Genomic DNA, 26,460 nt, shown 5'->3' on the forward strand with positions numbered 1-26,460 from the left:
GGGTGTCAGCTGCCCGGCTTGCCGCTCTTGTCGGAGCTCCCGGCCTCCGCCTTGGCGATCCGGTCGAGGGCGTCCTTCAGGTCCTTCTGCGCCTTGCCGTACGCACCCCAGTCCTTGTCCCCGAGCGCCTTCTGTCCGGCGTCGTAGGCGTCCTGGGCGTCCTTCACGGCCTGCTTCACCGTCTGGTTGGCGGGCGGCTGGTTGGACGGCTCCCCGGGCGGCTGTTTGGTGCCGTTGTCCGGCACCTTCCCGCCGAAGACCTCGTCGAGGGCCTCGTCGAGGGTGTCCTTGAAGGCGATCTTCTCGCCGTAGTTCACCAGGACCTTCTTGAGCAGGGGGTAATTCGTGCCCGCGCCCCGGAGGTAGACCGGCTCGACGTAGAGCAGCCCGCCGTCCAGGGGAACGGTCAGCAGATTGCCGTACTCGACCTCGGAGTCGCCCTTCTTCCAGATGTTGATGGCGTTGGCGACGGCCGCGTCACTGTTGAATTTGCTCTGCGCCTGCTGGGGACCCCAGACCGTGGTCTCGGACGGGAGTTTCAGCACTCTGATGGCGCCGTAGTCCGGGCTCTTCGCGTCGGCGTCGACGGCCATGAAGGCACCGAGGTTCGGCCGGCTCTTGGGCGTGAAGGTCGTCGTCAGCGAGAAGGTCTGCTTCTGCTGGTCCGGCATCTTCATGCTCAGGTAATACGGCGGTACCGCGTTGCCTTCCTTGGTGGTCGGGTCGTCCGGCACCTGCCAGCGCTCGCTGCCCGTGTAGAACGTGCCCGGGTCGGTCACGTGGTAGCGGGTCAGCAGCTCGCGCTGCACCTTGAACAGGTCCTGCGGATAGCGCAGGTGGTCCATCAGCGCGGGGCTGATCTCGCTCTTGGCCTTCACCGTGCCCGGGAACGACTTCATCCAGGTCTTCAGCACCGGGTCCTTGGTGTCCCACTGGTACAGGCTGACCTTGCCGTCATAGGCGTCGACGGTCGCCTTGACGGAATTGCGGATGTAGTTGACCTGGTTCTGCTGGGCCACCACCGCACGCTGTCCGGTCGTCAGCGAATCCGCCGTGGAGTCACCGAGCGTGGTGCGGGAGGCGTACGGATAGCCGTTCGTCGTGGTGTACGCGTCCACGATCCACTGGATCCGGCCGTCCACGACCGCCGGATAGGCGTCACCGTCGATGGTCAGCCAGGGGGCGACCGCCTCGACGCGCTCCTTGGGCGTGCGGTTGTAGAGAATCCGCGAACCCTCGCCGATGGCGCCCGCGTAGAGCATCTTCGGCTCGCCGAAGGCCACGGCGTAGGCGGCGCGGTTGACGGGGTTCGAGAGGTTCACACCGCTCTTGCCCTGATAGCTGTAGCTCTTCTCGCCCTGGTCGCTGGAGTAGTCCAGCTCCTTCTGGGGACCGCCCACGATCGAATACTGGGTGGTCTTCTCGCCGTAGTAGATCCGCTGCTCGTACTTCCCGAGCACGCCCTCGGTGGGCAGGTTCTTCTCCGTGAAGTCCGGCTCGCCCTCACTCGTGATGGACGTGCCCTTCGCGGTGATGGCGCCGTAGCCGTGGGTGTATTTGAAGTGGTCGTTGATCCAGTTGCGCTCGGGAATCCCCTTGATGTTCAGCTCGCGCAGACCGATGACCGTGTCCTGCTCCTTGCCGTCCTTCTTGTAACGGTCGACGTCGAGCGTGGACGGGAACTGGTAATAGCCACGGACCTGTTGCTGCTGCTGGAACGTGGGCGAGACGATATTGGGGTCCAGGAGCCGCAGGCTGGCCGTGGCGTTCACGTCCGCCCGCAGCTTGTCCTTGTCCTTCGGATCGCCCTTGCCCGCGTACTCCTTCACGTCGGTGCCGTCGATCCCGTAGGCCTCGCGGGTCGCCGTGATGTTCTTCTTGATGTACGGCGCTTCCTTGGCCTGCTCATTGGGCTGGACCTGGAACTTCTGCACGATCGCCGGATAGAGGCCGCCGATCAGCACCGCCGAGAGCACCATCAGGCCGAAACCGATGACCGGCAGCTGCCAGGTGCGGCGCCACAGCGTCGCGAAGAACAGCAGGGCGCAGATCAGCGCGATGATGAAGAGAATCGTCTTGGCCGGCAGATAGGCATTGGCGTCGACATAGCGCAGGCCGGTCCAGCCGTCGGTCGACTTCAGCCCGCTGGACTTCACCGCCAGGCCGTAGCGGTCCAGCCAGTACGCGATGGCCTTCAGGCCCACGAAGAGGCCGAGCAGCACGGACAGGTGCCCGGTGGCCGCGGAAGTGGCCCGGCCGCCGGGGCTGGTGAGCCGCAGCCCGCCGTAGAGGTAGTGCACCAGGGCGGCGGCGATCAGCGAGAGGACGACGGCGGCGAAGCCGAAGCTCAGCAGGAAGCGGTACCACGGCAGGTCGAAGGTGTAGAAGGAGATGTCCTTGTGGAACTGCGGGTCCTTCTGCCCGAACGGCACGCCGTTGATCCACAGGAGCCAGGTGCGCCACTGCCCGGCCGCGGACGCGCCCGCCACGAGCCCCACGAGCGTGGCGATCGCGAGCAGCGCCCATTTCTTGTACGGCGCGATGCTCATCCGGTAGCGGTCGAGGTTCTGCTGCTCCATCGACATCGCGCTGAGCGGCGGCCGCAGCCGGTGCGCCAGCCAGATGTTGATCCCCACCGCCAGGGTCATCAGCACCCCGAAGACGGCGAAGAGGCCGATCTTGGTGCCGAGGGTGGTGGTGAAGACCGAGGAGTACCGCACGGAGCGGTACCAGAGCCAGTCCGTCCAGAACCCGGCGAACATCACAAAGAGCATGACCAGCGCGGCCAGTACGCCCAAGGTCATCAGCAGGGTCCGGATCCGCCGGGACGGGCGGCCGACTCTGATCCGTGGCCCTGTCGGGCCTCCGCCGCGGTCCGGCATCTGGAAAGCCAAGGTGCGCACCTCGAAGTTCGCTGTGAGTGGAGCTGTCGATCAGGGCCCAGCGATCCTAGGGCCCAGTGTGGCAACTTACCGAGGCTTTACTCAGTTCCCATTTTTGGTCACTCTCAGGGCACGATATTGAGCATGTCCAGCACTTCCAGCATTCCCGACCCCGCCGACTCCTCCGGGCCCGCGCTGCCCAATACCCCGATGGCGGCCAGCCCGCTCACCCGTGCCGTGCTCGAGATCGACGAGTACGCGTCCACCCTGGGCTGGGATCAGCCCGCCCGGCTCTTCGCCCTGGTCGACACCGCCAAGCTGCGCGCCCAGGAGCCCGGTCTGGCCTCCCAGCTCGGCCTCGACGAGACCGCGCAGTCCGCGCTCACCCCGATCGAGCAGGACGAGGTGCCGGCCGGCACGGCCCTGGACAAGTTCCTCGGCACCATCGCCTGGCCGGACGCGGTCACCGGCTGCGCCCTGACCGTGGAGCGGCTCATGCTGCCGCCGTCCGCGGAGGGCACCGTGCCCAACGGGCTGAACGAGAAGCAGCTCGCCAAGTGGGTCGCGGCGCACCCGGACCGCCAGGAGGTCCGCATGACGGTCGCGGTGCTGCGCGACGGCGCCCGCGAGTCCGCGGTGCGGCTGCGCGAGAAGGACTCCCCCACGGAGGTCCTCACGGGCGCCGATCTCGTCCCGGGTCTCGCGGAGGCCCTGGCCGCCACCTTCGAGGACTAGCCCTCCCGGCTCCTCGACCGCCGGACGGGCTCGGCCCCCGAGCCCGTCCGGGGGGGGGAGGAAACGGCTACTTACCCGCCGTGCACTGCGCCAGCGCGGCCGTGTCGCCCTTGCGGATCTTCTCCAGGGCGCCGAGCGCGTCCTTCATCGTGTCGACCTTCACCAGGGTGAGGCCGGACGGCTTGTCCTTCGCGGCGGCCGCGCAGTTGTCCTTCGGCGTCAGGAAATACTGCGCGCCCTTGGAGCGCGCTCCCACCGTCTTCATCTCGACGCCACCGATCGGCCCGACCTTGCCGCTGTCGTCGATCGTGCCCGTACCGGCGACGAACTTGCCCCCGGTCAGGTCGTCCGGGGTGAGCTTGTCGACTATCCCGAGGGCGAACATCAGCCCGGCGCTCGGCCCGCCGACGTCCGCCAGCTTGATGTTGATCGAGAACGGGAAGGTGTGGTCGGTCCCGGCCTGGATGCCGACCACGGCCCGCTTGTCGTCGGTGGCCTTGGTGGTGGTGAGGGTGACGGTGTCCTCGCCCTTGGGCTGCCGCTTCTCCTTCTCCGCCGCGGCCGCCTCCTTGGCCGGGACGATCAGGAAGGCGACCTTCTCGCCGGGCTGGTGCTTGGTGACCAGCTTGGCGACGTCGCCGGGCTGCTTGATCTCCGTACCGTCGACGGCCTTGATCACGTCGCCCGCGTGCAGCTTGCCCTCCGCGGGGCTGCCCTTGACGACGGACGAGACGACGACACGGGTGCCGACCGGGATGTCCAGCTGCTTGAGGGCCGCGACCTTGGCGCTCTCCTGGGACTGGCTGAACTCCTCGGCCGTCTCCTGGTTGAGCTCGTCGGGGCTCTTGTCGTCGGGATAGAGCGTGCTGTGCGGGACCACGAGATTGTCGTGCCCGATCCAGCCGGCGATCGCCTCGACCAGATTCATGCGGTACTGCGAGCCGGTCACCCTGACCGTCGTCATGTTGAGGTTGCCGGTGGTCGGATAGGTCTTGTGCCCGGAGATCTGGAGCACCGGCTCGCCGCCGTGCTCACCGAGCGTGTTGACGGTCGGCCCCGGGGACATCTCGGAATACGGCACGGGGATCAACACGCCCGCGCAGAGCAGCGCGATCAGCATCAGGAGGGAGGCGAGCATCGTCGCTGTGCGGCGGGGCATGGAACGACAGTACGGGACGGGTCCGACAGTCCACCTTCGGGGCGGTCCGTACGGGGAAGCAGAGGGGGGCGCGCCTTGTGCGCAGGGGCGCCCGGTGGTGTCCGGGCGCGGTTTCGGACGGCGCTAGGAGACGCCGCTGCCCGTGTCCGAGCGCTCCATCGCCTCCCGGAAGCGCGCGTATCCGGCGAGCTCGGCGACGTCGCCCGATTTGCGGTTGCGGGCCGCCCAAGCTGCCCAGCTTCCCCACATGACGGCGACGATGACCGCGGCGACGGGAATGAGCAACCACACGAGCGCTGCCATGCCACCCTCCCGACCCCAGTGCACCACCATGACTGACTGATGAGCAGATTAATCGTCCGTTCCCTCAACGCTCACGTCAGGGGGGCGGTTACGCAACCGGGGGCGGTCCGTGAGGGGTTGACGCAAGTGACTGGAGGGGGCCGTGTGCCGTCAAGCGCGGGGCTTCACGCCCCCACCCACTCATCCGTCCCGTCCGCGAACGTCTGGTGCTTCCAGATGGGCACCTCGCGCTTGAGGTCGTCGATCAGCCGGCGGCAGGCCGCGAACGCCTCCGCACGGTGCGGACACGACACCGCCACCACGACGGCCAGGTCGCCGACGGAGAGCTCGCCGACCCGGTGGACGGCGGCCAGCGCGCGCACCGGGAAGTCCGCGGCGACCTTCTCGGCGATCCGGCGCATCTCCGCCTCCGCGGACGGATGCGCGGAATAGCCGAGTCCGGTGACGTCCGTGCCGCCGTCGTGGTCACGCACGGTACCCACGAACAGCGCGGTGCCGCCCGCGGCGTCGTCACCGGCCGCGGCGAAGACCTCGTCCACGGACAGGGGGGTGTCGCGGATCGCCAGCAGGCGGATCGGGTCCGTCGCGGCGAGCTCGCCGGGGTGCTCGTAGATGGCGTCCATACGGTCCATCGTGCCGCACCGGTGCGGACGTCCGGGCATGGGCGTTCGACAGGCTGTTCGTGCGCCCGTATGGACGCTTCTCCAGCCGTTCCCGGGCCCCCGGGCCGTACGGGCCCCCGGGCCGTACGGGCCCCCGGGCCGTACGGGCCCCCGGGCCGTACGGGCCCCCGGGCCGTACGGGCCCCCGGGCCGTACGGGCGCCTCCACGGCCCGTACAGGGCCGCTACAGCCTGCGGCGTGCCTTGCGGGCGCGGCGGACCAGGGCGGCGGTGCCCAGCAGTGCCACGGTCGCCCCCGCGGCGCCCGCGGCGGTGGCGTCCTTGCGGCCGAGCCGGCGGCCCGCGACCGTGTGCCGCCCGGCGACCTCCTCCAGCAGCTCCGCGAGGACCTCCTCGTTGGTCCAGCGGGGCCGCCAGCCGGCGTCGTGCAGCCTGCTCCCGCTGACGACCCACGGGTGCATCGTGTATTCCAGGTCGCCCGCGGGCGAGGGGGTCAGCCCCAGGCGGTGCAGCCGGGAGGCCGCGCCGAGCGCGACGGCCGAGGGCAGCTCCATGCGCCGGATGCCGGTGAGCTCCTCGACCTCCTCCTGCTCCAGCCAGCCGTCGCAGCCCACTGCCAGCTCGCCCTCGGCCTTCTCCAGGGCGGCGAACTCCAGCGCGCTCACGAGGTCCTCCACGTGGCAGAACTGCCACGTCGGCCGGGACCCGGCGACGACCAGGAGGCGGGGGGATTCGAAGTAACGTGTCAGTGCCGTGTCGGTGCCGCCGACGAGGACGGCGGGACGCAGCACCGTGACGTTCAGCCCGGGGTGCGCGCGAGGCGCCCTCCGGGCGAGCCGCTCTATCTCGAGCAGGTCGCCCACACCCGTGGCCTCCGCGGTCGCCCGCAGCTCCGCGTCCTCGGCGAGCGGCACGTCGTTGTCCGGCAACGCGCCGTAGACCATCGCGGAGGTGCACAGCACCACGCGGTGCACCCCTGCGGCCGCAGCGGCCGTCAGCACGGTCTGGGTGCCCCGCACGTTGTAGGCGGTGCGGGCCGCCGGGTCGCTCTCCAGGTCGAGGTCGAGCGCGAGGTGCACGACGACGTCGGCGCCCCGCAGCTTCTCGGCGATCACCGGGTCCCGTACGTCCAGGACGTGCCACTGCGCCTCGGACACGTCACCGCGGCGCTCGTCGATGGCGACGACCTGCTTGATCTCCTCGGAGGCGGCGAGCCGCTGCGTGAGCAGCGCGCCGACGCCGCGGGCGGCGCCGGTGACCGCGACGACCGGCCGACGGCGGGCATGCGGGCTCGTACTGTCACGCGCGGAACCGTTTCGCGCTGCGCGAACTTCTCGGTCAGGGGAACTCACCGGGCATCTCCAGCGGTTGTCTTCAGTACGTACGGGTCATGACACGTACGTACCAGGTGACGTCCATCCTGCCGCAGGCCCGGGGTCGGCGAAGCACCAAGCCCGGATACGGGCGGGGGTGTCTACGCTGGGTGGTGATGTCGGGCATTCGCCGTCGGTCCTGAAGCCGGCGGCCCTACGAGCCGAGGAAACCCGTGAGTGACAACCCATTCGGATTCGGTCTGCCGCCGGAGGAGCCGGAGAACGGCGGCGACGGCAAGAAGAAGGGCGATGGCCAGGGCGGCCAGGGACCCGCGAATCCGTTCGGGTTCGGCGGCCCCGCGGGCGGTGGGGACAACCCCTTCGCCGCGATGTTCGGTTCCCTGAACCCGAACGACCTGGGCGCGGCCTTCCAGCAGCTCGGGCAGATGCTCTCCTACGAGGGCGGCCCGGTGAACTGGGACATGGCCAAGGACATCGCGCGCCAGACCGTCGCGCAGGGCACCGCCGACGGCTCCAAGGACGCCAGCGTCACGTCCGGCGAGCGGGCCGCGGTCGAGGAGGCCGTGCGCCTGGCGGACCTGTGGCTGGACGGCGTGACGTCGCTGCCGTCGGGCTCGGGCACGGCGGTGGCCTGGAGCCGCGCCGAGTGGGTCGAGGCCACCCTGCCGGTGTGGAAGGACCTGGTCGACCCGGTCGCCGAGCGCGTCGGCGCGGCCATGGGCGATGTGCTGCCCGAGGAGATGCAGGCCATGGCGGGCCCGCTGCTCGGCATGATGCGGTCCATGGGCGGCGCCATGTTCGGCACGCAGATCGGCCAGGCCGTGGGCGTGCTGGCGGGCGAGGTCGTCGGTTCCACCGACATCGGCCTGCCGCTCGGCCCCGCGGGCAAGGCCGCGCTGCTGCCGGTGAACATCGAGGCCTTCGGCTCCGGCCTCGGCGTCCCGCAGGACGAGGTGCGGCTGTATCTGGCCCTGCGCGAGGCCGCGCACCAGCGTCTCTTCGCCCACGTGCCGTGGCTGCGCTCGCACCTCTTCGGTGCCGTCGAGGGCTACGCCCGGGGCATCAAGGTCGACACCTCCAAGCTGGAGGACGTGGTCGGCCAGCTCGACCCCTCGCACCCCGAGCAGCTGCAGGACGCCCTCCAGCAGGGCATGTTCCAGCCGCAGGACACCCCCGAGCAGAAGGCCGCCCTGGCCCGCCTGGAGACCGCGCTCGCGCTGGTCGAGGGCTGGGTGGACGCGGTCGTGCACGCGGCCGCCGAACCGCACCTGCCGTCGGCGGGCGCGCTGCGCGAGACCCTGCGCAGGCGGCGTGCGTCCGGTGGCCCGGCGGAGCAGACCTTCGCCACGCTGATCGGCCTGGAGCTGCGTCCGCGCCGGCTGCGCGACGCCTCCCGGCTGTGGGCGTCGCTGACCGACGCGCGTGGCCTGGAGGGCCGTGACGGCCTCTGGGAGCACCCGGACATGCTGCCGACGGCCGCCGACCTCGACGACCCCGACGGGTTCGTCCACCGCGAGCACCTGGACTTCTCCGAGATCGACAAGATGCTGGGCGAGGCGGCCGGTGGCGCCGCGAAGCCGGATCTGACGAAGGACTCCGGCACGGAGTCCGGTGCGGGCGACGACTCCGGCGAGGGCGACGACAAGAAGTGAGCCTGCACGAGAACGCCGTCCTCGTCCTGAAGGAGTACGAGGACCAGCAGGAGCTGCGCGGGCTCTATCTGGACCACCTCGCCGGGCACCCGGACGGCATGTGGAAGGCCTGCGGCGCCGGGCACGTCACGGCGAGCGCGCTGGTGATCGACCCGGCGCGCGGCCAGGTGCTGCTCACGCTGCACCGCAAGCTGCGGATGTGGCTCCAGATGGGCGGCCACTGCGAGCCGGGCGACGGCACGCTCATGGCGGCCGCGCTCCGGGAGGCCACGGAGGAGTCGGGGATCGCGGGTCTGACGCTGCTGCCGGGCGGTCCGGTGCGGCTCGACCGGCATCCGATCCCGGCGCCCTGCCACTGGCATCTGGACGTGCAGTACGCGGCGCTCGTCCCGGAGGGCGCGGTCGAGGCCATCAGCGACGAGTCGCTGGACCTGCGGTGGTTCCCGTACGACGAGGTGGCCGGGGTCGCGGACGACTCGGTCGTCCAGCTGCTGGAGCGGACGCTGGCGCGGTTGTCGTAGCGAACTGATGCGTGTGTAAGGGGCGGTCGCCAAGGCGGCCGCCCCTTACACATGGGCTCAGCGGTTGGACCAGCTGTTGCCCTGGTTCTGGGCGTGCGCGCCCTGCTGGCCGATGCCGTACTGGGCCATGAGCCCCTGGCCGATCTCCGCGCCCTGCGGCGGGAGCAGTTCGCTGGGCTGGACGAGGGCCATGCCGTGGCCCTGGAAGTTCAGTTCCCAGCCCTCGCCCGTGCTGCCCCGGCGCCGCCAGACGCCCGACGAGGACGTGGGTGCCTGCATCTGGACGACCAGGGAGGTCGACCAGGCGACGACGGCGTCCGCGTCGGCGTTGACGTACTTGTCCGGGGTGACCTGGAGCATCAGCGGCTGACCGGAGGTCATCAGGGCGACCTTGCCCTGTCCGCTGATGACGAGGTTGTATGCGCCGGTGCCGGAGATCCCGAACTGGCTGTCCACCGCGATGGTGTCCCAGTGCAGGGTGGAGTCCAGCGCGAGGACGTAGGCGCTGTCGACGGTGAGGCCGTTGTGGTCCACGTCGACCACGTGGATGTGCTGGGCGAGGTTGGCGAAAAAGACCGTGCCCTGCCCCGAGCAGCGCATCAGGTCCAGGCCCTCGCCGGTGCGCGCCTGGGAGTTGTGCTGGCCGCGGGACTGGTACTCGCCGTCGAACTCCATCATGCCCTGGTAGGCGACCATGGAGCCCTTCCGGGCGAGGACGTCGTCGTGGCCGGTGAGGGAGACCCGCAGCAACTGCGGGTTCTGCAGGGCGTAGCGCTCCTGCGTCTGTGCTTCGGTGTGGCCGAAAAGCGGGCTCTGCATGCTGTCTTCGCTCCCCCTCAGCCCCGCGCCCGGAGCCGGTCGGTACTGTCCTCGCTGGGCTGTACGACCACGAATCCCTGGCCGGAGAAGCCCAGTTGATAGGCCTCACCACTGCCCCGGCCGATCATGGAGGAGGCCTTGAAGCTGCGCTTCCCCTTCATCTTGAGGCCGGTGGACCAGGCGACGAGCGCGTCGGGGTCCACATAGGTCTCGTCGTCACCACGGCCGCAGTCGACGACGATCGGGGTGCCGCGGGAGGTGAGCGCCACCCACCCGGTGCCGGAGACGGCCACGTTGAACAGGCCCTGGCCCGCGAACTTCGCCATCCCCTTCACCCGCTGCACGCCCCACTGCAAGTGGGCGTCGAACGCGAGGATGTTGGTGCCGTTGACGGAGAGCGAGTCCCCGTCGAGCTGGAGGCAGACGACGTCCGCGCCGTAGTCGGCGAGGTAGAGCAGCCCGTCGCCGTGGCACTTCATCAGCGGCATGCCCTCACCGGTGAGCCACTGGGAGGCCATCTGCCGGAGGGCCGGCGGGTTCGCCTCGTACTGGACGTAGCCCTCGTACGCGATCATCGAGCCCGTCCGGGCGAACAGGTCGTGGCCGGACTGCATGGCGACCTTCAGCATGTTGCTGCCGTGGTTCTCCATGCGCGCTGCGACGGGGGTCGGGGCATGGCCCGCGAACGGTGTCTGATGCATGGTCATTTCGGGCTCCCTCAGACCTCGTAGGGCTGGACGACGATGAAATTGCCGGGCGCGCCGCGGAACTGGAGGTTCACGGTCTCTCCGCTGTGGCCCGGGTAGGAGTTGCGGCGCAGCCGCACCTGGCTGGAAATGATCACCTGTGCGGCGGCGGACCAGGCGACGATGGCGTTGCTGTCCGCGTAGGTCGTCGGGGTGACCGGCAGCACCACGGGAACCCCGTGGGTCTTGACGACGACGGTGCCGTGCCCTTGGAACTGCATGGTGAACAGGGCGCCGCCGGGGATGCCGTGGCCCTCGATCCGGCGGACTTCGTGCTGGAGCGACTCGTCGAAGGCGAGCACCGCGTCCGCGGATACGCAGATGGCGTCGCCCTGGAGCTCGATCGGGTGCACATGGGAGGCGTTCTCGGCCAGGAAGACCTGTCCGCGGCCGGTGCAGCGCATCAGCTGCATCTCCTGGCCGGTGACGTTGCCCATGATGCGCCCGGCGAAGCCCGCGCCCTTGTAGCCGAAGTCGACCTTGCCCTGGTAGAGCACCATGCTGCCCTGCCGGGCCAGCACGGGCTGCTGGTCGACGCCGAGGTCGACGCGGATGAGCTTGGAGTTCTGGAGCGTCCACCGCTGCCCGGTGGGCACTTCGCGGTACTTCTCGAAGGCCGCCTGGACACCGCCCGACGCGGGGGCACCGGGCACGGCCTGGCCGTACGGCGCGGGCTGGCCGGGGTAGGGCACGCCCTGCTGGGGCGCCGCCTGCGGAGGCACGCCGTAGGGCTGCTGCGGCGGGCCGGGGTGTCCGTACCCGCCCGGCTGCTGCATGCCGTACGGAGCGTGCTGACCAGGCACTCCCGGCGGACCGGGCGGGTGCGGGGGCCGGCCGCCGAGCGCGCCGCCACCGTGCTCCGCGAAGTAACCGGGCGGGGCGATCGGCGCGGCGAGCGTGGGCGCCGCGTGCATCTGCGGGGAGGGCGGCGCCGGGGGCGGGAAGCCCTGCTGCTGCGGCGGCGGGGTCTGGTGCTGGTACGGCGGTGCGGGCGCCGGGGGCGGGGTCTGGAAGGGGGCCTGCGGCGCGCTCGGGGCCGGGGGCGGTCCCTGCTGGGCCGGGGCCGCGAAGGCGGGAGGCGCTGCGGCCTGCGCCGGGGGCGCGAAGGCGGGGGCGGGGGCGGCCGCCGGGGCCGGTGCCTGGTCGGGCTCGGGCTCCTCCTCCAGCACCTCGCCGCCGAAGTTCTTGAGGAGCGCTTCCAGTCCGCCGTCGAAGCCCTGTCCCACGGCGGCGAACCGCCAGAAGTCCTTCATATAGAAGTCGGCGAGCATCACCGCGCGTTCGGTGCTGAATTCCGCGCCGGTGAAGGAGTAGCGCGCGACTTCCTCGCCGCCGGCGACGACGCGGAGATACCCGGGCCCGATCTGCGACATCTGGCCGGCGCCGTCGAGGGTGGCCGTGAAGGTCAGTTTCCGCACCTGCGCGGGAATCCGGTCGAGCGTGACCCGGAAGGATTCCGTGTCACCGGCCTGCGCGCCGAGTTGCTGAATGGCACCCTCGGGCGACTCCGGCTGGTTGAAGAAGATGAAGTAACGGTCGTCGGACAGCCGCTCCTGGGCATCGAGGCCGAAGCAGCTGATGTCGAAGGTCAGACCGGCGCCGGCGATCTGCACACCCACGTACAGATCGGTCCCCGCCGTCAGATCACTGATCTTGGCCTTGTGGCCGCGCTGGAATTCCCTGGCCATGCGTAACGACCGTCCCCCATCCGAACGTGTGATGAATGCGTCGCGTCAGGCTAACGGCTGAGCCGGACCCCTACGGCTCCGGGCCGTTCACACCCGGCCGAAAACGCGTTCGCGCTATTCGCTGCGCGCCGCGGGAAGATGGGGCAACCGGTCGGCGGCGACCACACCTTCGAGGTATCCACGGGCACGCTCGGTCCGCGGATACGCCTCCAGGAGCCGCCAGAATCCGGGGCCGTGCCCGGGGACGAGCAGATGCGCCAACTCGTGGAGCAGGACGTAGTCCACGACGTACTCCGGCATGCCCTTCAGCCGGTGCGAGAGGCGGATGCTGCCCTCGGCCGGGGTGCACGACCCCCAGCGGGTGTTCTGATTGGTCACCCAGCGGACCGTCTCCGGGCGGGCCCGGCCGCCGAGATACTGCGCCGAGAGCCGCCCCGCCCGGTCGGCGAGCTCGGCGTCGCCGAGCATCCGCTTGCTCTCCTGGGCCGCGAGCTTGTCGAGCATCACGGTCACCCAGCGCTGCTCCTCCGCCTCCGACATCCGGGCGGGGATCAGCACGACGGTCCGGTCCCCCTCGCGGTACGCGGAGACCGTTCTGCGGCGGCGCGCGCTCCGTCTGACCTCGACCGCACTGGTATCCGATCCGCTGGTCAGCGGGCTCGGAATGCTGCGCGGTGGTCTTGCGGCACTGTGCAGAGGATCGACGGGCACGCCCCGACGTTACCCGCTGGCGGCGCGTGAAGTCCCGCCCATCGCTCCTTGTCGGGGGAAAGACACCGGAGAGTGCACGGCTTGTACGACAATCACCCGCCGCTTGTGGATAACTTCGCGCGGCGCACCGCCGGGAGGCCCACTCTGGAGGCCGACGGAGGGGGAAGACCATGCAGAGGAACGCAACGCCGTGCGCGGACACCACGCGGGACGGTGTCACGCGAGGCAGTGCCACGGGGCCCGGCTCCCCGCGGACGGCTCCGGGCGCCGGGGGTGCGGGCTCCGAGCGGCCGGGCCCCGCCCGGCCGGAGTGCGCGCACCCGATGCTCAAACCCGCGCTGCGGCGGAGCTGGCGCAATCGGGACACGGTGCAGTTCGGCGTGGCTCCCGCGCACGCGGTGGCGGTCGGGCCGGTGGACACGGCGACGGGCAGCTTCCTGCCCCTGCTGGACGGGACGCGCGGCATGCCGCTGCTCAGGGAGGAGGCCAGAGCCGTCGGCCTGCCCGAGGGGCGGGCCGATGCCCTGGTCGAGCGGTTGACGCGGGCCGGGCTGCTCGACGACCCGCGGGCCGGGGGCGGAGGCGCCGCCGCCTTGCGCGACCAGGGCCCGGCGCTGGAGCGGCTGCGGCCGGATCTGGCCTCCCTGTCCGTGCTCCACGCCGGCGCGGGGGCGGCGATGGGGATCATGGCCGCCCGCCGTGCTCTGCGGGTGCAGGTGCGCGGCGCCGGGCGGGTGGGCGCGGCCGTCGCGGCACTGCTGTCGACATCGGGGGTGGGGCAGGTCGACGTCCAGGACGGCGGCTGTGTGGAGCCGTGGGACGTGGGCCCGGGCGGCGTGGGTCCCGAGCGGATCGGGGAGCGTCGCGACGGCGCCGCGCGGCGGGTGGTCAGGCAGGCCGCGCCGGGTCCGCGGCCGCGCGCCCGGGGTGACGCCGGCGCCGAGCCCCCGCTGGCCCTGGTGGTGTTCGCCCCGCGTGACGGGCTCGCCGCCTATGCCCCCGACCCGGCGGCCGCGGAAGAGCTCGTCCTGTCCGGAACTCCCCATATGTACGCGGGCGTCCTGGAAGCCACCGGAGTGGTGGGGCCGTTGGTGCTGCCCGGCGGGTCGGCGTGCGCGGGCTGCGTGGAGCTCGGGCGGGCCGATCGGGATCCGGCCTGGCCCCGGATGCTCGCCCAGTGGCGGTCCGGCCGGGGCTCGGGGGTACCGTCGTGCGACATGGCACTGGCCACGGTGGTGGCGGGGCTGACCGTGGGGCGGGCGCTGTCCTTCCTCGACGGCGGGTCCCCGGCGAGCGCGGGGGTGCGGCTGGAGCTGGCCCTGCCGGGCCCGGCCTGGTCCCCGCGGCCCGTCGAGCCGCATCCGCGGTGCCCATGCGGCGCGGCAGGATCTCCGGATCCCGGATATGCCTCGGCCGCGGGGGCACCGCACGGGACAATGAACAGGTAACCGCCGTCCGCGGCGTGGCTGTTCAGCTAGTTGGAGGGGCGCATGTCCGATCTACCCCGCAAGGCGGTCACACGTACCGCCAAGTTGGCCGCGCTGCCGTTGGGGTTCGCGGGGCGCACGGCGCTAGGGCTCGGCAAACGCATCGGCGGCCGGTCCGCGGAGCTGATCGCCACGGAGCTGCAGCAGCGCACGGCCGAGCAGTTGTTCGCGACCCTGGGCCAGCTCAAGGGGGGTGCGATGAAGCTGGGTCAGGCGCTGTCCGTCTTCGAGTCGGCGCTCCCGGAGCAGGTCGCGGGGCCCTATCGGGCGGCGCTGACCAAGCTTCAGGAGGCGGCCCCTCCGATGCCGACGAAGTCGGTGCACGCGGCGCTGGCGGAGCGGCTCGGCCCGGACTGGCGCGAGCTGTTCGAGGAGTTCGACGACCAGCCCGCGGCGGCCGCGTCGATCGGGCAGGTGCACCGGGCGGTCTGGCACGACGGGCGCGAGGTCGCCGTGAAGGTGCAGTATCCGGGCGCGGGCGAGGCACTGCTGTCCGACCTCACCCAATTGGGGCGCTTCGCCCGGCTGCTGGGGCCGCTGATCCCGGGCATGGACCTCAAGCCGCTCATCTCCGAGCTCCGCGACCGGGTGGCCGAGGAGCTGGACTACGAGCTGGAGGCCGGCGCACAGGCAGCGCACGCCCGGGAGTTCGCAAGCGATCCGGATGTGACCGTCCCGGAGGTGGTGCACCAGAGCGACCAGGTGCTGGTCACGGAGTGGATGGAAGGAGTGCCGCTGTCCGAGGTGATAGCGGACGGCACCCAGGAGCAGCGGGACCGTGCCGGTCAGCTGCTGGCGCGCTTCCTCTTCTCGGGCGCGGCGCGCACCGGGTTGCTGCACGCCGATCCGCACCCGGGCAATTTCCGGCTGCTGACCGGGGACGCCCCCGACGGCCCGCCGGAGAAGTGGCGGCTGGGCGTGCTGGACTTCGGCACGGTGGACCGGCTGCCGCAGGGGCTGCCGCCGACGATCGGCACGGCGCTGCGGCTGACGCTGGACGGCGAGGCGGAGGCGGTCCACGAGCTGCTGCGGGACGAGGGGTTCGTCAAACCGGAGATCGAGCTGGACCCCGGGGCGGTGCTGGATTATCTGCTGCCGATCATCGAGCCCGCCCAGGTGGCGGAGTTCACCTTCACCCGCGGCTGGATGCGCGCCCAGGCGACGCGGATCGCCGATCCGCGCTCGCCCGCCTATCAGCTGGGGCGGCAGCTCAATCTGCCACCGGCCTATCTGCTGATACACCGGGTGACGACCAGCACCATCGGGGTGCTGTGCCAGCTGGGTGCGACCGTGCGGCTGAGAGACGAGATGGAGGCGTGGGTGCCCGGCTTCGCGGCGGCGGACGAGAGTCAGGAGACGCCCGCCTGACGGGCCGGGGGCGGGCCCTCACCACCAGGACGAGTCGAGTCGGCTCTCGATCGCTCTGAGGTTGGCGCGGGCGCAGTCGTCGCAGAAGTAGCGGCGGCTGCCGTTCTCGACGGAGCAGGTCCAGGTCGGCGGCGTACCGTCGGCGGCGGTGCCACAGCGAGCGCACGTCACGGGCGTGGCGGTCTCGGTGGCCTCAGGGTCCAACTGCACTGATTCATGCGTCTTCTGGTCCACTCCCAGACGATATCCCCGTGGACGCGCCGGGAGGGCACAACGCACCCAACGCCCCGCGGGGCCGGTCCGTTCGGACCGGCCCCGCGGGGATCGGGATGAGCTCCGGGTGAGCCCTGAGCCTGGACTGTGGCCCGGCTCAGTGCATCACGGCCATGGCCAGCGCGCGGCGGGCACGCAGCGAGGCGCGCTCGGCGCGGCGCTGCATCCGGCGGGCGGTGACCAGCCGGACGGCCCTTCGCTCGGCCTCGGCCACCCGGAGGCGTTCGTGCATATGAGCACGGGCCAGGGCTTCTGGGATGAGTTGCATTTCGAGGTTCCTGTTCTGGCGCGGGGCGGTCGCGCCGTGGGTGTCACGGGTGAGGGCTTCGGGGCCGAATGGCTCGGCGGAGGGGCGGTTCATCGTCGGATCCTGCTTCTTGGGGTCGTGCGTGGTGGGGCGGTCGATGGTGCCGAAGACGCTCATGCGGCGACCGGGTTCTTGCGCGGACGGCCACGGGGCCGCTTGCGGGCCACCACGACGCCCTGGACGAAGAGCTCGCCGCCCCAGACACCCCACGGCTCGCGCCGGTCCAGGGCACCGGCCAGGCAGGCCTCGCGGAGCGGGCAGGTCTGGCAGAGCGACTTGGCGTACTCCACGTCGGCCGGGGTCTCGGCGAAGAAGACCTCCGGGTCGTAGCTGCGGCAGGGGACGGGCGTGCCCAGGTTCTCGATGGCGTCGTCGAGGTCGGTGAGGGCGGTGAGCGGGGTCAAGGAGTCCTCCGTGGGGACAGGCGGGGGGATCAGGTCGGTCGCTACTGACGGGGTGTGTGCCTTGAGTTGCACGGTGTTTGTTCCTCGTCTTGTCTTCCGGCTTGTGGCCGGGCTGGTTCCCCCCGCACGGGCGAGGGGGCAAACAAAAGGGCCGCGGATCCCGGTGTGGGTTCCGCGGCCCTGGAAGGTGCCGACCTGATCATGCCGATCAGGCTGGATCTCTCCAGGGTTCGAGCCCACGGAAGGCCCACATCGTGAGGTGCTGCTGCGCGTTCAGGGATCCGGCGCCGTCGGTCGCCGCTTCAATGGCATAGGCCTGGGCCTGTGCCGCTGCTGCTGCCCTTACCTCGGACGCCTTGGTCGGTCGCTCATTGACCGGGGCAAAGCCTGCGGTGGACAGACCGGTGCCCTGGAACAGGGAGAGAGAGCCGACAGAGAGGCCGAGGGGACGGGTGGCGACGACCGGGCGATCGGTCATTTTGTTGCTGGTCTTGAAGCTGATCATTGGTCTTCGCCTCCTCTCGGCGTCTTGGGGACCGGTCGAAACCGGTCCGGGCGGTTCAGTACAGCACGGATCCACCGGAACTCGAAAGAGCCGCTGTCTCCGTGTTCGGAAGGCTATGGGTATGCCGTCCGCGTGCGCAAACTATTTTTCCGGAGTTTCTTCCGGGGCATCTTCCGAGGTCACTCCGGACGCGTCCGCCGATGCCGGTTCCCTGCCCGCGCACAGGGCCAGGACGTCGGCGCCGAACTTGTCGAGCTTCCGTCTTCCCACCCCTGAGATGCCCGCGAGCTCCGATTCGGTTCCCGGCACGGCCTCGGCGATCGCCAGCAGGGTCTTGTCGGTGAAGACGCAGAAGGCGGGCTGGCCCAGCAGGCCCGCCTGCCCGGCCCGCCAGTCGCGCAGCCGCTCGTGGAGCGCCTCGTCCAGGTCGCAGGGGCAGTCCTCGCAGCGCATCAGCTTGATCTCGCCCGCGTCCGTCAGGGTCTTGCCGCAGACCCGGCACCGCGCGGGCCCACGGCGCCTGCGCGGGCCGCCCCGCTCGACGCCCGCCGTGCCGCCGGTGAGGGCGGGCGCCCCTCCCCCGCCGGGGCGGGCGACGGAGCCGGGCCGCAGCCCGTTCAGGAAGCGGGTGGGGCGCCGGGTCGCGCGGCCGCCCGGGGTGCGGGACAGCGCCCACGACAGGGAGAGGTCGTGGCGGGCCCGGGTGACCCCCACATAGAGCAGGCGGCGCTCCTCCTCGACCTGTTCGTCGGTCTTGGCGTAGGTGATCGGCATCATGCCCTCGGCCAGGCCGACGAGGAAGACGGCGTCCCACTCCAGGCCCTTGGCCGCGTGGAGTGAGGCGAGAGTCACACCTTCGACGGTCGGCGCGTGCTGGGCGGCCGCCCGTTCGCCGAGTTCGGTGACGAGGTCGGCGAGGGTGGCCGCCGGTCTGGCCCGTACGAAGTCCTCCGAGAGCCGCACCAGGGCCGCCAGGGACTCCCAGCGGTCACGGACCGCCCCCGAGCCCGCGGGGGGCTCAGCGGTCCAGCCACGGGTGCCGAGCACGGCCCGCACCTGGGAGGGCACGTCGTCGACGTCGGCGAGCTGGGGGTCGGAGTGCCCTCCGGCGCGGGCGGCGCCCCGCAGCAGCAGGGTGGCCTCGCGGACCTCCGGGCGCTCGAAGAACCGCTCGGCGCCGCGCAGCTGATAGGGCACCCCGGCGTCGGCGAGGGCCTGCTCATAGACCTCGGACTGGGCGTTGATGCGGTAGAGGATCGCGATCTCGCTGGCCGGGACCCCGGAGTCGATGAGCTCGCGGACCCGGCGCGCGGTGCCCTCGGCCTCGGCGGGCTCGTCAGCGAACTCGGCGTAGCGGGGCTCGGGGCCCGCCGGGCGCTGGGAGACCAGCTCCAGCCGGTGTTCGGCGGCCCGGCCCCTGGCCTGCGAGAGGAGGCCGTTGGCGAGGTGGACCACCTGGGGGGTGGAGCGGTAGTCCCGGATGAGCTTCACGACGGTCGCGCGCGGGTGGCGGGTGCGGAAGTTCAGCAGGTGGTCGGGGGTGGCCCCGGTGAAGGAGTAGATGGTCTGGCTGGCGTCGCCGACCACGCAGAGGTTGTCGCGGTCGCCCAGCCACAGCTCCAGCAGCCGCTGCTGGAGCGGGCTGACGTCCTGGTACTCGTCGACCACGAAGTGCTGGTACTGGCGGCGCACCGTCTCCGCGATGTCGTGCCGGTCCTGGAGGACGCCGACGGTCAGCAGCAGGACGTCCTCGAAGTCGATCACGCCGCGGTCGCGCTTGAGCTGCTCGTACATCCCGTAGATCAGGCCGATCTCGGCGGGATCGCGGGGGGCTTCCCGGCCGGCCTTGGCAGCGGCAGGGGCGTAGTCCTCGGGGACGGTCTGGGTGACCTTCGACCACTCGATCTCGCCCGTCACGTCGCGCAGTTCGTTGCGGTCGAGCCGGACCCGGCAGCGCGCCGCGGCCTCCGCGACCAGCTGGACCTTCCGCTCGACCAGGCGCGGCACCTCGCCGCCCACGGCCTTGGGCCAGAAATACTGGAGCTGGCGCAGCGCGGCAGAGTGGAACGTGCGTGCCTGGACGCCGCCCGCGCCCAGCTGGCGGAGCCGGCCGCGCATCTCTCCGGCGGCGCGGTTGGTGAAGGTGACGGCAAGCACACTCGCGGGCTGGAGCACCCCGGAGCGGACGCCGTAGGCGATGCGGTGGGTGATCGCGCGCGTCTTGCCCGTGCCCGCTCCGGCCAGCACGCACACCGGACCGCTGAGGGCCGTCGCGACCTCGCGCTGCTCGGGGTCGAGCCCGTCGAGCACGGCGTCGGCAGAGTCCGGGACCTGCGGGAAGAGGGTTGCTGTCACCCCGCCATGCTGCCAGGTCGGCGAGGGCGACCGGGAATGTCGTCCACAGGCACGGCCGACCGGTCGTATTAATGGCCGGGCCCCCATGGAGCGGCGACAGCCCCGTCGCGGCGACCGCCCGGGAATGGTCCTGTACGAGTGCGCGTTCTACTCCTGGCACCACACCCACCACCGAAGGAGCACGAGGCGCATGTCGGGCACCGTGACGATGTACAGCACCACCTGGTGCGGCTACTGCCGTCGGCTGAAGAGCCAGCTGGACCGCGAGGGAATCGCGTACAACGAGATCAACATCGAGCACGACGCCGACTCCGCGGCCTTCGTGGAAAAGGCGAACGACGGCAACCAGACGGTCCCGACCGTCCTGGTGGTCTCCCCCAAGGGCACCGAGCTGGTCATGACGAACCCGAGCCTTGCCCAGGTGAAGGAAGCTCTGGCCGCCTGACCCCGGCACGGCCGCGGGGCACCGGCTCGTGAGAGCGGTGCCCCGGACGGCTCAGCTCGGGCTCTGCGGCAGCGGTTCGCCGTACCAGAGCTCCAGGAGGCGGGCCGCGATGGAGATGCCGGTGGGCGGCAGCACCTCGCCGGAGGCGAAGGCCGCCCGCAGCTCCTCCCGCGAGAACCAGCGGGCCTCGTGGATCTCCTCGCCGTCCACCTGGATGTCCGCGGAGGTGGCCCGCGCCATGAAGCCCAGCATCAGGCTGGACGGGAAGGGCCAGGGCTGGCTGGCGACGTACTCCACGTCACCGACGACCACGCCCGCTTCCTCGGCGACCTCCCGCCGCACGGCCTGCTCGATGGACTCGCCCGGCTCGACGAAGCCCGCGAGCGTCGAGAAGCGGCCCTCCGGCCAGTGCATCTGCCGGCCCAGCAGCGCCCGGTCCTCCTTGTCGGTGACGAGCATGATGACGGCCGGGTCGGTGCGGGGGTAGTGCTCCGCGCCGCAGGCGGGACAGCGGCGGATGTGGCCCGCGGCCGCCACCACCGTGCGCTCGCCGCAGCGCGAGCAGAAGCGGTGCAGGCGCTGCCAGTTCTCCAGGGCCACCGCGTGCACCAGCAGCCCGGCGTCGCGCGGCGACAGCAGCAGCCCCGCCTCGCGCAGCCCGGCCGGACGCGCCGACTGGTCCATGCGCCCGGGCAGCGTGTCCTTCTGGAGCGCGAAGTAGGCGACGCCCTTCTCGTCCTCGCCCAGGAAATAGCGGTGCGTCTCGGTGACCGGCGCCTCGAAGGCCGGGGTCATCACCAGCTCGGTGCGGCCGTCGGGGGTGTCGTCGATCAGCACCTGCCCGCCGGAGACCACGAAGACCCTCGTGGAGGGGTGGCTCCACGCGGCGGCGAGCCATGCCTCGTCGAGGCGGTGGTGCGCGGCGCGGTCGATGCCGCTGTCGCCGCTGAGCGTGATGGGCCGGGCGGCTGACAGATCGGTCCAGGTGGTCACGGCTGCTTCCAACTCCCCCTACGGATGGTGGTGTACGTCAGGAACGCGAGCTACCGGTCGCTGCTTCCGGCCAGGTCGGACCAGAGGTAGGCGCTGGTCTCGACGCCCTTCATGAGGAGGTCCAGCTCGACCTTCTCGTTCGGCGCGTGCCAGCCGTCCGACGGCACGGAGATGCCGAGGAACAGCACCGGCACGCCGAGCACGTCCTGGAGGTCGGCGGCCGGGCCCGAGCCGCCCTCGCGCGTGAAGCGGATCTTCTGCCCGAAGGCGCGGCCCATGGCCCGGACGACCGACTGGAGGTACGGGTGGTCGAGCGGGGTCAGGCAGGGGCGGGTCACACCCCAGAAGTTGATCTCGTGGCGGATACCCTCCGGCAGGCTGTCGGCCACCCACTTGCGCACGGCCTGCTGCACGCCGTCGGTGTCCTGGCCCGCGACGAGCCGGAAGGACAGCTTGAGCTGCGCGGTGGACGGCACGATCGTCTTGCCGCCGGGACCCTGGTAGCCGCCGCCCATGCCGTTGACCTCGGCGGTGGGGCGGGCCCAGATCCGCTCCAGGGTGGTGTAGCCCTTCTCGCCGAGAGCGGCGCGGGAGTGCGCGATGCGCAGCCACTGCTTCTCGTCGAAGGGCAGCTCGGCGAAGAGCTCGCGCTCGCGGTCGGTCAGCTCCACGACGCCGTCGTAGAAACCGGGGATCGCGACCCTGCGGTCCTCGTCGTGCAGGGCGGCGACCAGGCGCGCGGCCTCGGTGGCCGGGTTGGGCACGGCACCGCCGAAGGAGCCCGAGTGGATGTCCTGCCCCGGCCCGTACAGGTCGATCTGGCAGTCCGTGAGGCCGCGCATACCCGTGCAGACGGTCGGGGTGTCCTCGGACCACATGCCGGTGTCGGAGACGATCACGGTGTCGCACGCGAGGCGGTCGGCGCGGGCGCGGACGAGGGCCGGGAAGTGCGGCGAACCGGACTCCTCCTCACCCTCGATGATCAGCTTGAGGTTGACCGCGGGAGCGGTGCGGCCGGTCGCGGCGAGGTGGGCCCGCAGGCCCAGCGTGTGGAAGAAGACCTGGCCCTTGTCGTCCGCGGCACCGCGGGCGTGGAGCCGGCCGTCCTTGAGGACGGGCTCGAAGGGCTCGGTGTCCCAGCCGTCCTCGCGGGCGGCGGGCTGCACGTCGTGGTGGCCGTAGACCAGGACCGTCGGGGCGCCGGCATCGCCGGAGGGCCACTCGGCGAACACGGCCGGGGCGCCGTCGGTCTCCCAGACCTCGACGGTCGGGAAGCCGGTCGCGGTGAGCTTCCCGGCCAGCCAGTCGGCACTGCGGCGCACATCGGAGGCGCGGCCGGGATCCGCCGACACGGAGGGGATGCGGAGCCACTCGACCAGGTCGTCGAGGAAGGCGTCGCGGTGCTCTTCGATATACGCGCGGACAGCGCTGTCCGGGGTGTCGCTCATGACATCGAGCCTATCCGGCCACGCGGCGTGACCATGACCGGGCTTGCTCATGCGCCCTCCCCGAGCAGGACCTCTTCGAGCCCGGCGCGGTCCGGCAGGCCCTCGGGGCGGACGGTCTCGCCGTCGCGCACGTACACGAAGGCGGCCGTGACGGCGGACAGCGGCAGACCGTGCTGTTCCGCCCAGGCGACGCGGTAGATCGCGAGCTGGAGGGGGTCCGCGTCGTGGGTGCGGCTCGTCTTCCAGTCGACGATCTCGTACGTGTCGCCGTGGGGGCCGTGCTCGCGGTAGACGGCGTCAATGCGGCCGCGGATCACTCGGCCCGAGAGGGTGAGCTGGACCGGCGCCTCCACGCGGTACGGCGTGCGGTGGGCGTACGGGGTGCGCTCGAAGGCGGCCTTGAGCGCGGCGAGGTCCCGTTCGTCGGCGATCTCCGGGGCGTCCGTGCCGTCCTCGGCGGCGCCCGGCAGCTCGTCGGGGCCCAGCATCGGGAGGGGCAGCGCCTCGAACCGGGACTCGATCCAGGCGTGGAAGCGGGTGCCCCTGCGGGCGGCGGGCTGCGGGGGGCGCGGCATGGGCCGGGCCAGCTCGTGCGCGAACCCGTCCGGGTCGGCGGCGAGCCGCACCAGCTGCGAGGCGCTCAGGGCCCCGGGCAGGACCACCTCGCGCACGCTCGCGCGTGCCCGGCGCAGCTCCCCGGCCAGCGCCTCCAGATCCCGGTCCCACGACCCGACGAGCCGGGCCTCCTCGGGCACGAGCGAGTGGCCCGCGGGCGGCTCGTCGAAGTGGTGGTCCGGGTGGCCGGGTTCGGGGTCGCGGTCCAGGTGGTCCGGGGTGCGGTGACCGGCGGCGTCGGCCGACCGCGCGGGGTCGCCCTCCGCCCGTACGGGCTCGGACTCGCGGGCCACGGCGCCGTCGTCCGGCCGCACGCGCGCGTGCCCGGCGCGTACGGGTTCGCCCGCGCCGTCCTCGTCCGGTGCCTGCCGGGGGGCGGGCAGGGGCGGCTGCGGGCGCGTCGTCGGCAGTGCGTCCCAGTCCGTGAGGTCCTCGTCGGCCGGCGGTGGGCCCTCGTCGTAGGCGTCCGGGTGGTCCTCGTCCTCCGGCGGTGGCCAGTCCGGGTCGTGGGCCGGCTCCGGGTCGGGGCCGGTGGGGCGCGGGGGCTCGTCCTGCCGGGCCGCCATGCGGTCGAGGTGGGCGAGGACCGCGTCGGCCGCGGCGCGGCGGCGGGTCAGCGAGGCCGGGTCGAGGGGCAGCGGCCAGGAGTGGTCCGTCTCCGGCTCGGCCAGGGCGGGGTTCTCCGCGCCCTCCTCGGGTGCGTCGGCCCAGACCTCGATCTCGCCGTTGCCCGCCTCGCAATGCGCGCGCAGGGCCTGGAGGAAGTCGGACGGGCCGCGCGGCTGCTTCTGGCTGGGGCCCCACCAGTGGCCGGAGCCGAGGAGCAGGGACCGGGGGCGGGTGAAGGTGACGTAGCCGAGGCGGAGTTCCTCGGTCCGCTGGTGTTCCTTCATGGCGGCCTTGAACGCGGCCAGGCCCTTGCCGTCCCAGGCCCCGACGTCGGGCAGCGTGTCCGCGTCGCCGCGCAGGGCGTGCGGCAGCACCTTGGCCTGGGCGGTCCAGGACTCGCGGGACTGCTCGCTGGGGAAGGTCCTGGTGACGAGCCCGGGGACGGCGACCACGTCCCACTCCAGGCCCTTGGACTTGTGCGCGGTGAGGACCTTGACGGTGTTCTCCCCGCCGGGCAGGGAGCTGTCGAGGCCCTTCTCGTACTGCGCGGCGGTGCGCAGGAAGCCGAGGAAGGCGAGCAGGCCGGCCTCGCCGTCGACGGCGGCGAAGCCCGCCGCGATGTCCAGGAAGTGCGAGAGCGTCTCGCGCCTGCGGGCGGCCAGCGCGTGCGGGGAGGCGGACAGCTCGACCTCAAGGCCGGTGGCGGCGAGCACCCGGTGGAGGACGTCCATGAGCGGGTCGGCCAGCGAGCGCCGCAGGTCGCGGAGTTCGGCGGCGAGGCGGGCGAAGCGGACGCGGGCCTCGGACGAGAAGGGCAGGCCGGCGTCCTGGCCCGCTCCGGGCTCCGCCCGGGAGGGGCCACCGGCCGTCAGGAAGCTGTCGAGGGCGTCGGCGAGGGAGACGACCTCGGCCGGGTCGACGCCCTCGACGGCCTCGGCGAGCCTGCGCTCGGGGTCCGTCCCGGCGCCGCCGTGGGGCACGAGCGTCCGGGCGAGGCGGCCGAGCAGCGCGAGGTCGCGCGGGCCGATGCGCCAGCGCGGGCCGATCAGCAGCCGCACGAGCGCGGCGTTGGCGGTGGGGTCCTGGAGGACCTCGCAGACGGCGACGAGGTCGGCGATCTCGGGCAGGTGCAGCAGCCCGGACAGGCCGACGACCTCCACGGGGACGTCCCGCTCGACGAGCGCGCCCTGGATCTGCGCGAAGTCGACGGCGGTGCGGCACAGGACGGCGATGTCGCCGGGCCGGGTGCCCGTGCGCACCAGGTGGGCGAGGGAATCGGCGAGCCACTGGAGCTCCTCGGCGTGGGTGGGCAGCAGGGCGCAGCGCACCACGCCGTCCCGCTCGGCGCCGGGGGCGGGCCGCAGGGCCTCCACGCCCGCGTGGCGCGCGCGCAGCGGGGCGGCCAGGCCGTTGGCGAGGTCGAGGAGGCGGCCGCCGCTGCGGCGGTTCTCGCTGAGCGCGAACCGCCGGGCGGGGCTGCCGTCGGCGTACGGGAAGTGGAGCGGGAAGTCGTCCAGGTTGGCCACGGAGGCGCCGCGCCAGCCGTAGATGGCCTGGCAGGGGTCGCCCACGGCGGTGACGGCGTGGCCGGTGCCGCCGCCGAAGAGGCCGGAGAGGAGCAGCCGCTGGGCGACGGAGGTGTCCTGGTACTCGTCGAGGAGGACGACGGCGAACTGCTCGCGCAGGATCTGCCCGACCTCCGGCCTGCTGCGGGCCAGCTCGGCGGAGAGGGCGATCTGGTCGCCGAAGTCGAGGAGGTCGCGCTTGCGCTTCTCCTCGCGGTACGCCTCGACCAGGTGGAGGAGTTCGAGCCGGGCGCGGGCGGTGTCGGGCACGCGCCGCAGGTCGGCGTTGGAGAGCTTGGCCCCTTCGAGGGCGGTCAGCAGCCCGGTGTCGTGCTCCCGGAGCGCCGCGGGTGCGACGAGGTGCTCGGCGAGCTCGCCGTCGAGGGCGAGGAGGTCGGGGACGAGGTCGCCGAAGGAGCGGGTGAGCGCGGGATACGGGCCCGGGGAGGTGCGCAGGACGCGGGCGGCGAGCTGGAAGCGGGTGGCGTCGGCGAGCAGCCGGGCGCTGGGCTCCAGGCCGATGCGCAGGCCGTGCTCCTTCAGGAGGCGGCCGGCGAACGCGTGGTAGGTGGAGATCTGCGGCTCGCCGGGGGCCTGGTCGGCGTCGCCGGGCGTGGGGTCGGGGTCGGTGACCCCGGCCTCGACGAGGGCCTTGCGCACGCGCTCGGACAGCTCGCCCGCGGCCTTGTTGGTGAACGTCAGGCCGAGGACCTGCTCGGGGGCGACCTGCCCGGTGCCGACGAGCCAGACGACGCGGGCGGCCATGACGGTGGTCTTGCCGGACCCGGCGCCGGCCACGATGACCTGCGGGGCGGGCGGCGCGGTGATGCAGGCCGTCTGCTCCGGGGTGAACGGGATGCCCAGCAGCTCCTTGAGCTGCTCGGGGTCGGTCAGGCGCGGGGTCACCAGAAAAC

At 72.0% G+C, this 26,460-nt stretch carries 23 protein-coding genes; 6 read left to right on the plus strand and 17 right to left on the minus strand.

Annotated features, from left to right (window positions below; genetic code table 11):
- Window positions 1–5: 5 nt before the first annotated feature.
- The gene (locus ABD269_RS30915; RefSeq protein WP_344123462.1) at window positions 6–2,882 is read right to left on the minus strand and encodes a UPF0182 family membrane protein; all 2,877 of its coding nucleotides are present in this window, start codon (window positions 2,880–2,882) and stop codon (window positions 6–8) included.
- A 144-nt stretch (window positions 2,883–3,026) separates the two neighbouring features.
- Between ABD269_RS30915 and ABD269_RS30920 the strand changes: the two genes are divergently transcribed.
- Window positions 3,027–3,617: a PPA1309 family protein gene (locus tag ABD269_RS30920; RefSeq protein WP_425573017.1), complete on the plus strand. Its 591-nt coding sequence runs from the start codon at window positions 3,027–3,029 to the stop codon at window positions 3,615–3,617.
- A gap of 67 nt (window positions 3,618–3,684) precedes the next feature.
- Here the strand turns inward: ABD269_RS30920 and ABD269_RS30925 are convergent, their stop codons facing one another.
- From ABD269_RS30925 to ABD269_RS30940, 4 genes are all read right to left on the minus strand, one after another.
- Window positions 3,685–4,776, minus strand: coding sequence for a YlbL family protein (locus ABD269_RS30925; protein ID WP_344123292.1), 1,092 nt, complete (start codon window positions 4,774–4,776; stop codon window positions 3,685–3,687).
- Window positions 4,777–4,899: 123 nt separating this feature from the next.
- A complete protein-coding gene (locus ABD269_RS30930; protein ID WP_116215901.1) occupies window positions 4,900–5,079 on the minus strand; it encodes a hypothetical protein in 180 nt (59 codons plus the stop codon).
- A gap of 164 nt (window positions 5,080–5,243) precedes the next feature.
- Window positions 5,244–5,711, minus strand: a complete 468-nt coding sequence (locus ABD269_RS30935; protein ID WP_425573018.1) for a molybdenum cofactor biosynthesis protein MoaE — start codon at window positions 5,709–5,711, stop codon at window positions 5,244–5,246.
- 214 nt (window positions 5,712–5,925) lie between these two features.
- Window positions 5,926–7,053 carry an SDR family oxidoreductase gene (locus ABD269_RS30940; RefSeq protein ID WP_116213782.1) on the minus strand — a complete coding sequence of 376 codons (1,128 nt, stop codon included), beginning with the start codon at window positions 7,051–7,053 and terminating at the stop codon, window positions 5,926–5,928.
- A gap of 194 nt (window positions 7,054–7,247) precedes the next feature.
- On the opposite strand from ABD269_RS30940, the gene ABD269_RS30945 reads away from it, so the two are divergent.
- Together ABD269_RS30945 and ABD269_RS30950 are read left to right on the plus strand one after the other, a co-directional pair.
- On the plus strand, window positions 7,248–8,687 hold the full coding sequence (locus ABD269_RS30945) for a zinc-dependent metalloprotease (RefSeq protein ID WP_344123298.1): 1,440 nt from the start codon (window positions 7,248–7,250) through the stop codon (window positions 8,685–8,687).
- Window positions 8,684–9,208, plus strand: coding sequence for an NUDIX hydrolase (locus ABD269_RS30950; RefSeq protein WP_344123300.1), 525 nt, complete (start codon window positions 8,684–8,686; stop codon window positions 9,206–9,208). Before ABD269_RS30945 ends, ABD269_RS30950 begins: the two co-directional genes overlap by 4 nt.
- 57 nt (window positions 9,209–9,265) lie before the next feature.
- Here the strand turns inward: ABD269_RS30950 and ABD269_RS30955 are convergent, their stop codons facing one another.
- The 4 genes from ABD269_RS30955 to ABD269_RS30970 all read right to left on the minus strand — a co-directional run bounded on the left by ABD269_RS30955 (window position 9,266) and on the right by ABD269_RS30970 (window position 13,172).
- Window positions 9,266–10,027 (minus strand): AIM24 family protein, encoded by a 762-nt coding sequence (locus ABD269_RS30955; protein WP_344123302.1) that lies wholly within the window; start codon window positions 10,025–10,027, stop codon window positions 9,266–9,268.
- Window positions 10,028–10,044: 17 nt separating this feature from the next.
- On the minus strand, window positions 10,045–10,728 hold the full coding sequence (locus ABD269_RS30960; RefSeq protein ID WP_301894332.1) for an AIM24 family protein: 684 nt from the start codon (window positions 10,726–10,728) through the stop codon (window positions 10,045–10,047).
- Between the two features lie 17 nt (window positions 10,729–10,745).
- Window positions 10,746–12,461: a TerD family protein gene (locus ABD269_RS30965; RefSeq protein WP_344123304.1), complete on the minus strand. Its 1,716-nt coding sequence runs from the start codon at window positions 12,459–12,461 to the stop codon at window positions 10,746–10,748.
- A gap of 114 nt (window positions 12,462–12,575) precedes the next feature.
- Window positions 12,576–13,172, minus strand: coding sequence for a M48 metallopeptidase family protein (locus tag ABD269_RS30970; RefSeq protein WP_301892542.1), 597 nt, complete (start codon window positions 13,170–13,172; stop codon window positions 12,576–12,578).
- Window positions 13,173–13,495: 323 nt separating this feature from the next.
- On the opposite strand from ABD269_RS30970, the gene ABD269_RS30975 reads away from it, so the two are divergent.
- A complete protein-coding gene (locus tag ABD269_RS30975) occupies window positions 13,496–14,620 on the plus strand; it encodes a ThiF family adenylyltransferase (protein WP_344123465.1) in 1,125 nt (374 codons plus the stop codon).
- A gap of 42 nt (window positions 14,621–14,662) precedes the next feature.
- Window positions 14,663–16,027: an ABC1 kinase family protein gene (locus tag ABD269_RS30980; protein ID WP_344123308.1), complete on the plus strand. Its 1,365-nt coding sequence runs from the start codon at window positions 14,663–14,665 to the stop codon at window positions 16,025–16,027.
- 18 nt (window positions 16,028–16,045) lie between these two features.
- Here the strand turns inward: ABD269_RS30980 and ABD269_RS30985 are convergent, their stop codons facing one another.
- The 5 genes from ABD269_RS30985 to ABD269_RS31005 form a co-directional block, all read right to left on the minus strand.
- On the minus strand, window positions 16,046–16,261 hold the full coding sequence (locus tag ABD269_RS30985; RefSeq protein ID WP_425573019.1) for a hypothetical protein: 216 nt from the start codon (window positions 16,259–16,261) through the stop codon (window positions 16,046–16,048).
- A gap of 136 nt (window positions 16,262–16,397) precedes the next feature.
- Window positions 16,398–16,724: a hypothetical protein gene (locus ABD269_RS30990; protein WP_301892546.1), complete on the minus strand. Its 327-nt coding sequence runs from the start codon at window positions 16,722–16,724 to the stop codon at window positions 16,398–16,400.
- Window positions 16,721–17,083 (minus strand): WhiB family transcriptional regulator, encoded by a 363-nt coding sequence (locus tag ABD269_RS30995; RefSeq protein WP_116213773.1) that lies wholly within the window; start codon window positions 17,081–17,083, stop codon window positions 16,721–16,723. Before ABD269_RS30995 ends, ABD269_RS30990 begins: the two co-directional genes overlap by 4 nt.
- 136 nt (window positions 17,084–17,219) lie before the next feature.
- Entirely contained in the window at window positions 17,220–17,516 is a 297-nt protein-coding gene (locus ABD269_RS31000) for a hypothetical protein (RefSeq protein WP_301892548.1), read from the minus strand.
- A 141-nt stretch (window positions 17,517–17,657) separates the two neighbouring features.
- The gene (locus ABD269_RS31005; protein ID WP_344123311.1) at window positions 17,658–19,958 is read right to left on the minus strand and encodes an ATP-dependent DNA helicase UvrD2; all 2,301 of its coding nucleotides are present in this window, start codon (window positions 19,956–19,958) and stop codon (window positions 17,658–17,660) included.
- 103 nt (window positions 19,959–20,061) lie between these two features.
- Here ABD269_RS31005 and ABD269_RS31010 point away from each other — a divergent pair, with 103 nt between their 5' ends.
- Window positions 20,062–20,316, plus strand: coding sequence for a mycoredoxin (locus ABD269_RS31010; protein WP_116213770.1), 255 nt, complete (start codon window positions 20,062–20,064; stop codon window positions 20,314–20,316).
- A gap of 51 nt (window positions 20,317–20,367) precedes the next feature.
- Here ABD269_RS31010 and nudC read toward each other — a convergent pair whose 3' ends face one another.
- Genes nudC through ABD269_RS31025 form a run of 3 tightly spaced genes read right to left on the minus strand, consistent with a single transcriptional unit; the run spans window position 20,368 to window position 26,452 of the window.
- On the minus strand, window positions 20,368–21,309 hold the full coding sequence (nudC, locus tag ABD269_RS31015) for an NAD(+) diphosphatase (RefSeq protein ID WP_116213769.1): 942 nt from the start codon (window positions 21,307–21,309) through the stop codon (window positions 20,368–20,370).
- 50 nt (window positions 21,310–21,359) lie between these two features.
- Window positions 21,360–22,757 (minus strand): dipeptidase, encoded by a 1,398-nt coding sequence (locus ABD269_RS31020; protein ID WP_344123314.1) that lies wholly within the window; start codon window positions 22,755–22,757, stop codon window positions 21,360–21,362.
- Between the two features lie 47 nt (window positions 22,758–22,804).
- Window positions 22,805–26,452: an ATP-dependent helicase gene (locus ABD269_RS31025; RefSeq protein WP_344123316.1), complete on the minus strand. Its 3,648-nt coding sequence runs from the start codon at window positions 26,450–26,452 to the stop codon at window positions 22,805–22,807.
- Window positions 26,453–26,460 lie beyond the last annotated feature (8 nt).

The sequence above is a fragment of the Streptomyces blastmyceticus genome, assembly GCF_039521185.1.
GTDB lineage: Bacteria > Actinomycetota > Actinomycetes > Streptomycetales > Streptomycetaceae > Streptomyces > Streptomyces blastmyceticus.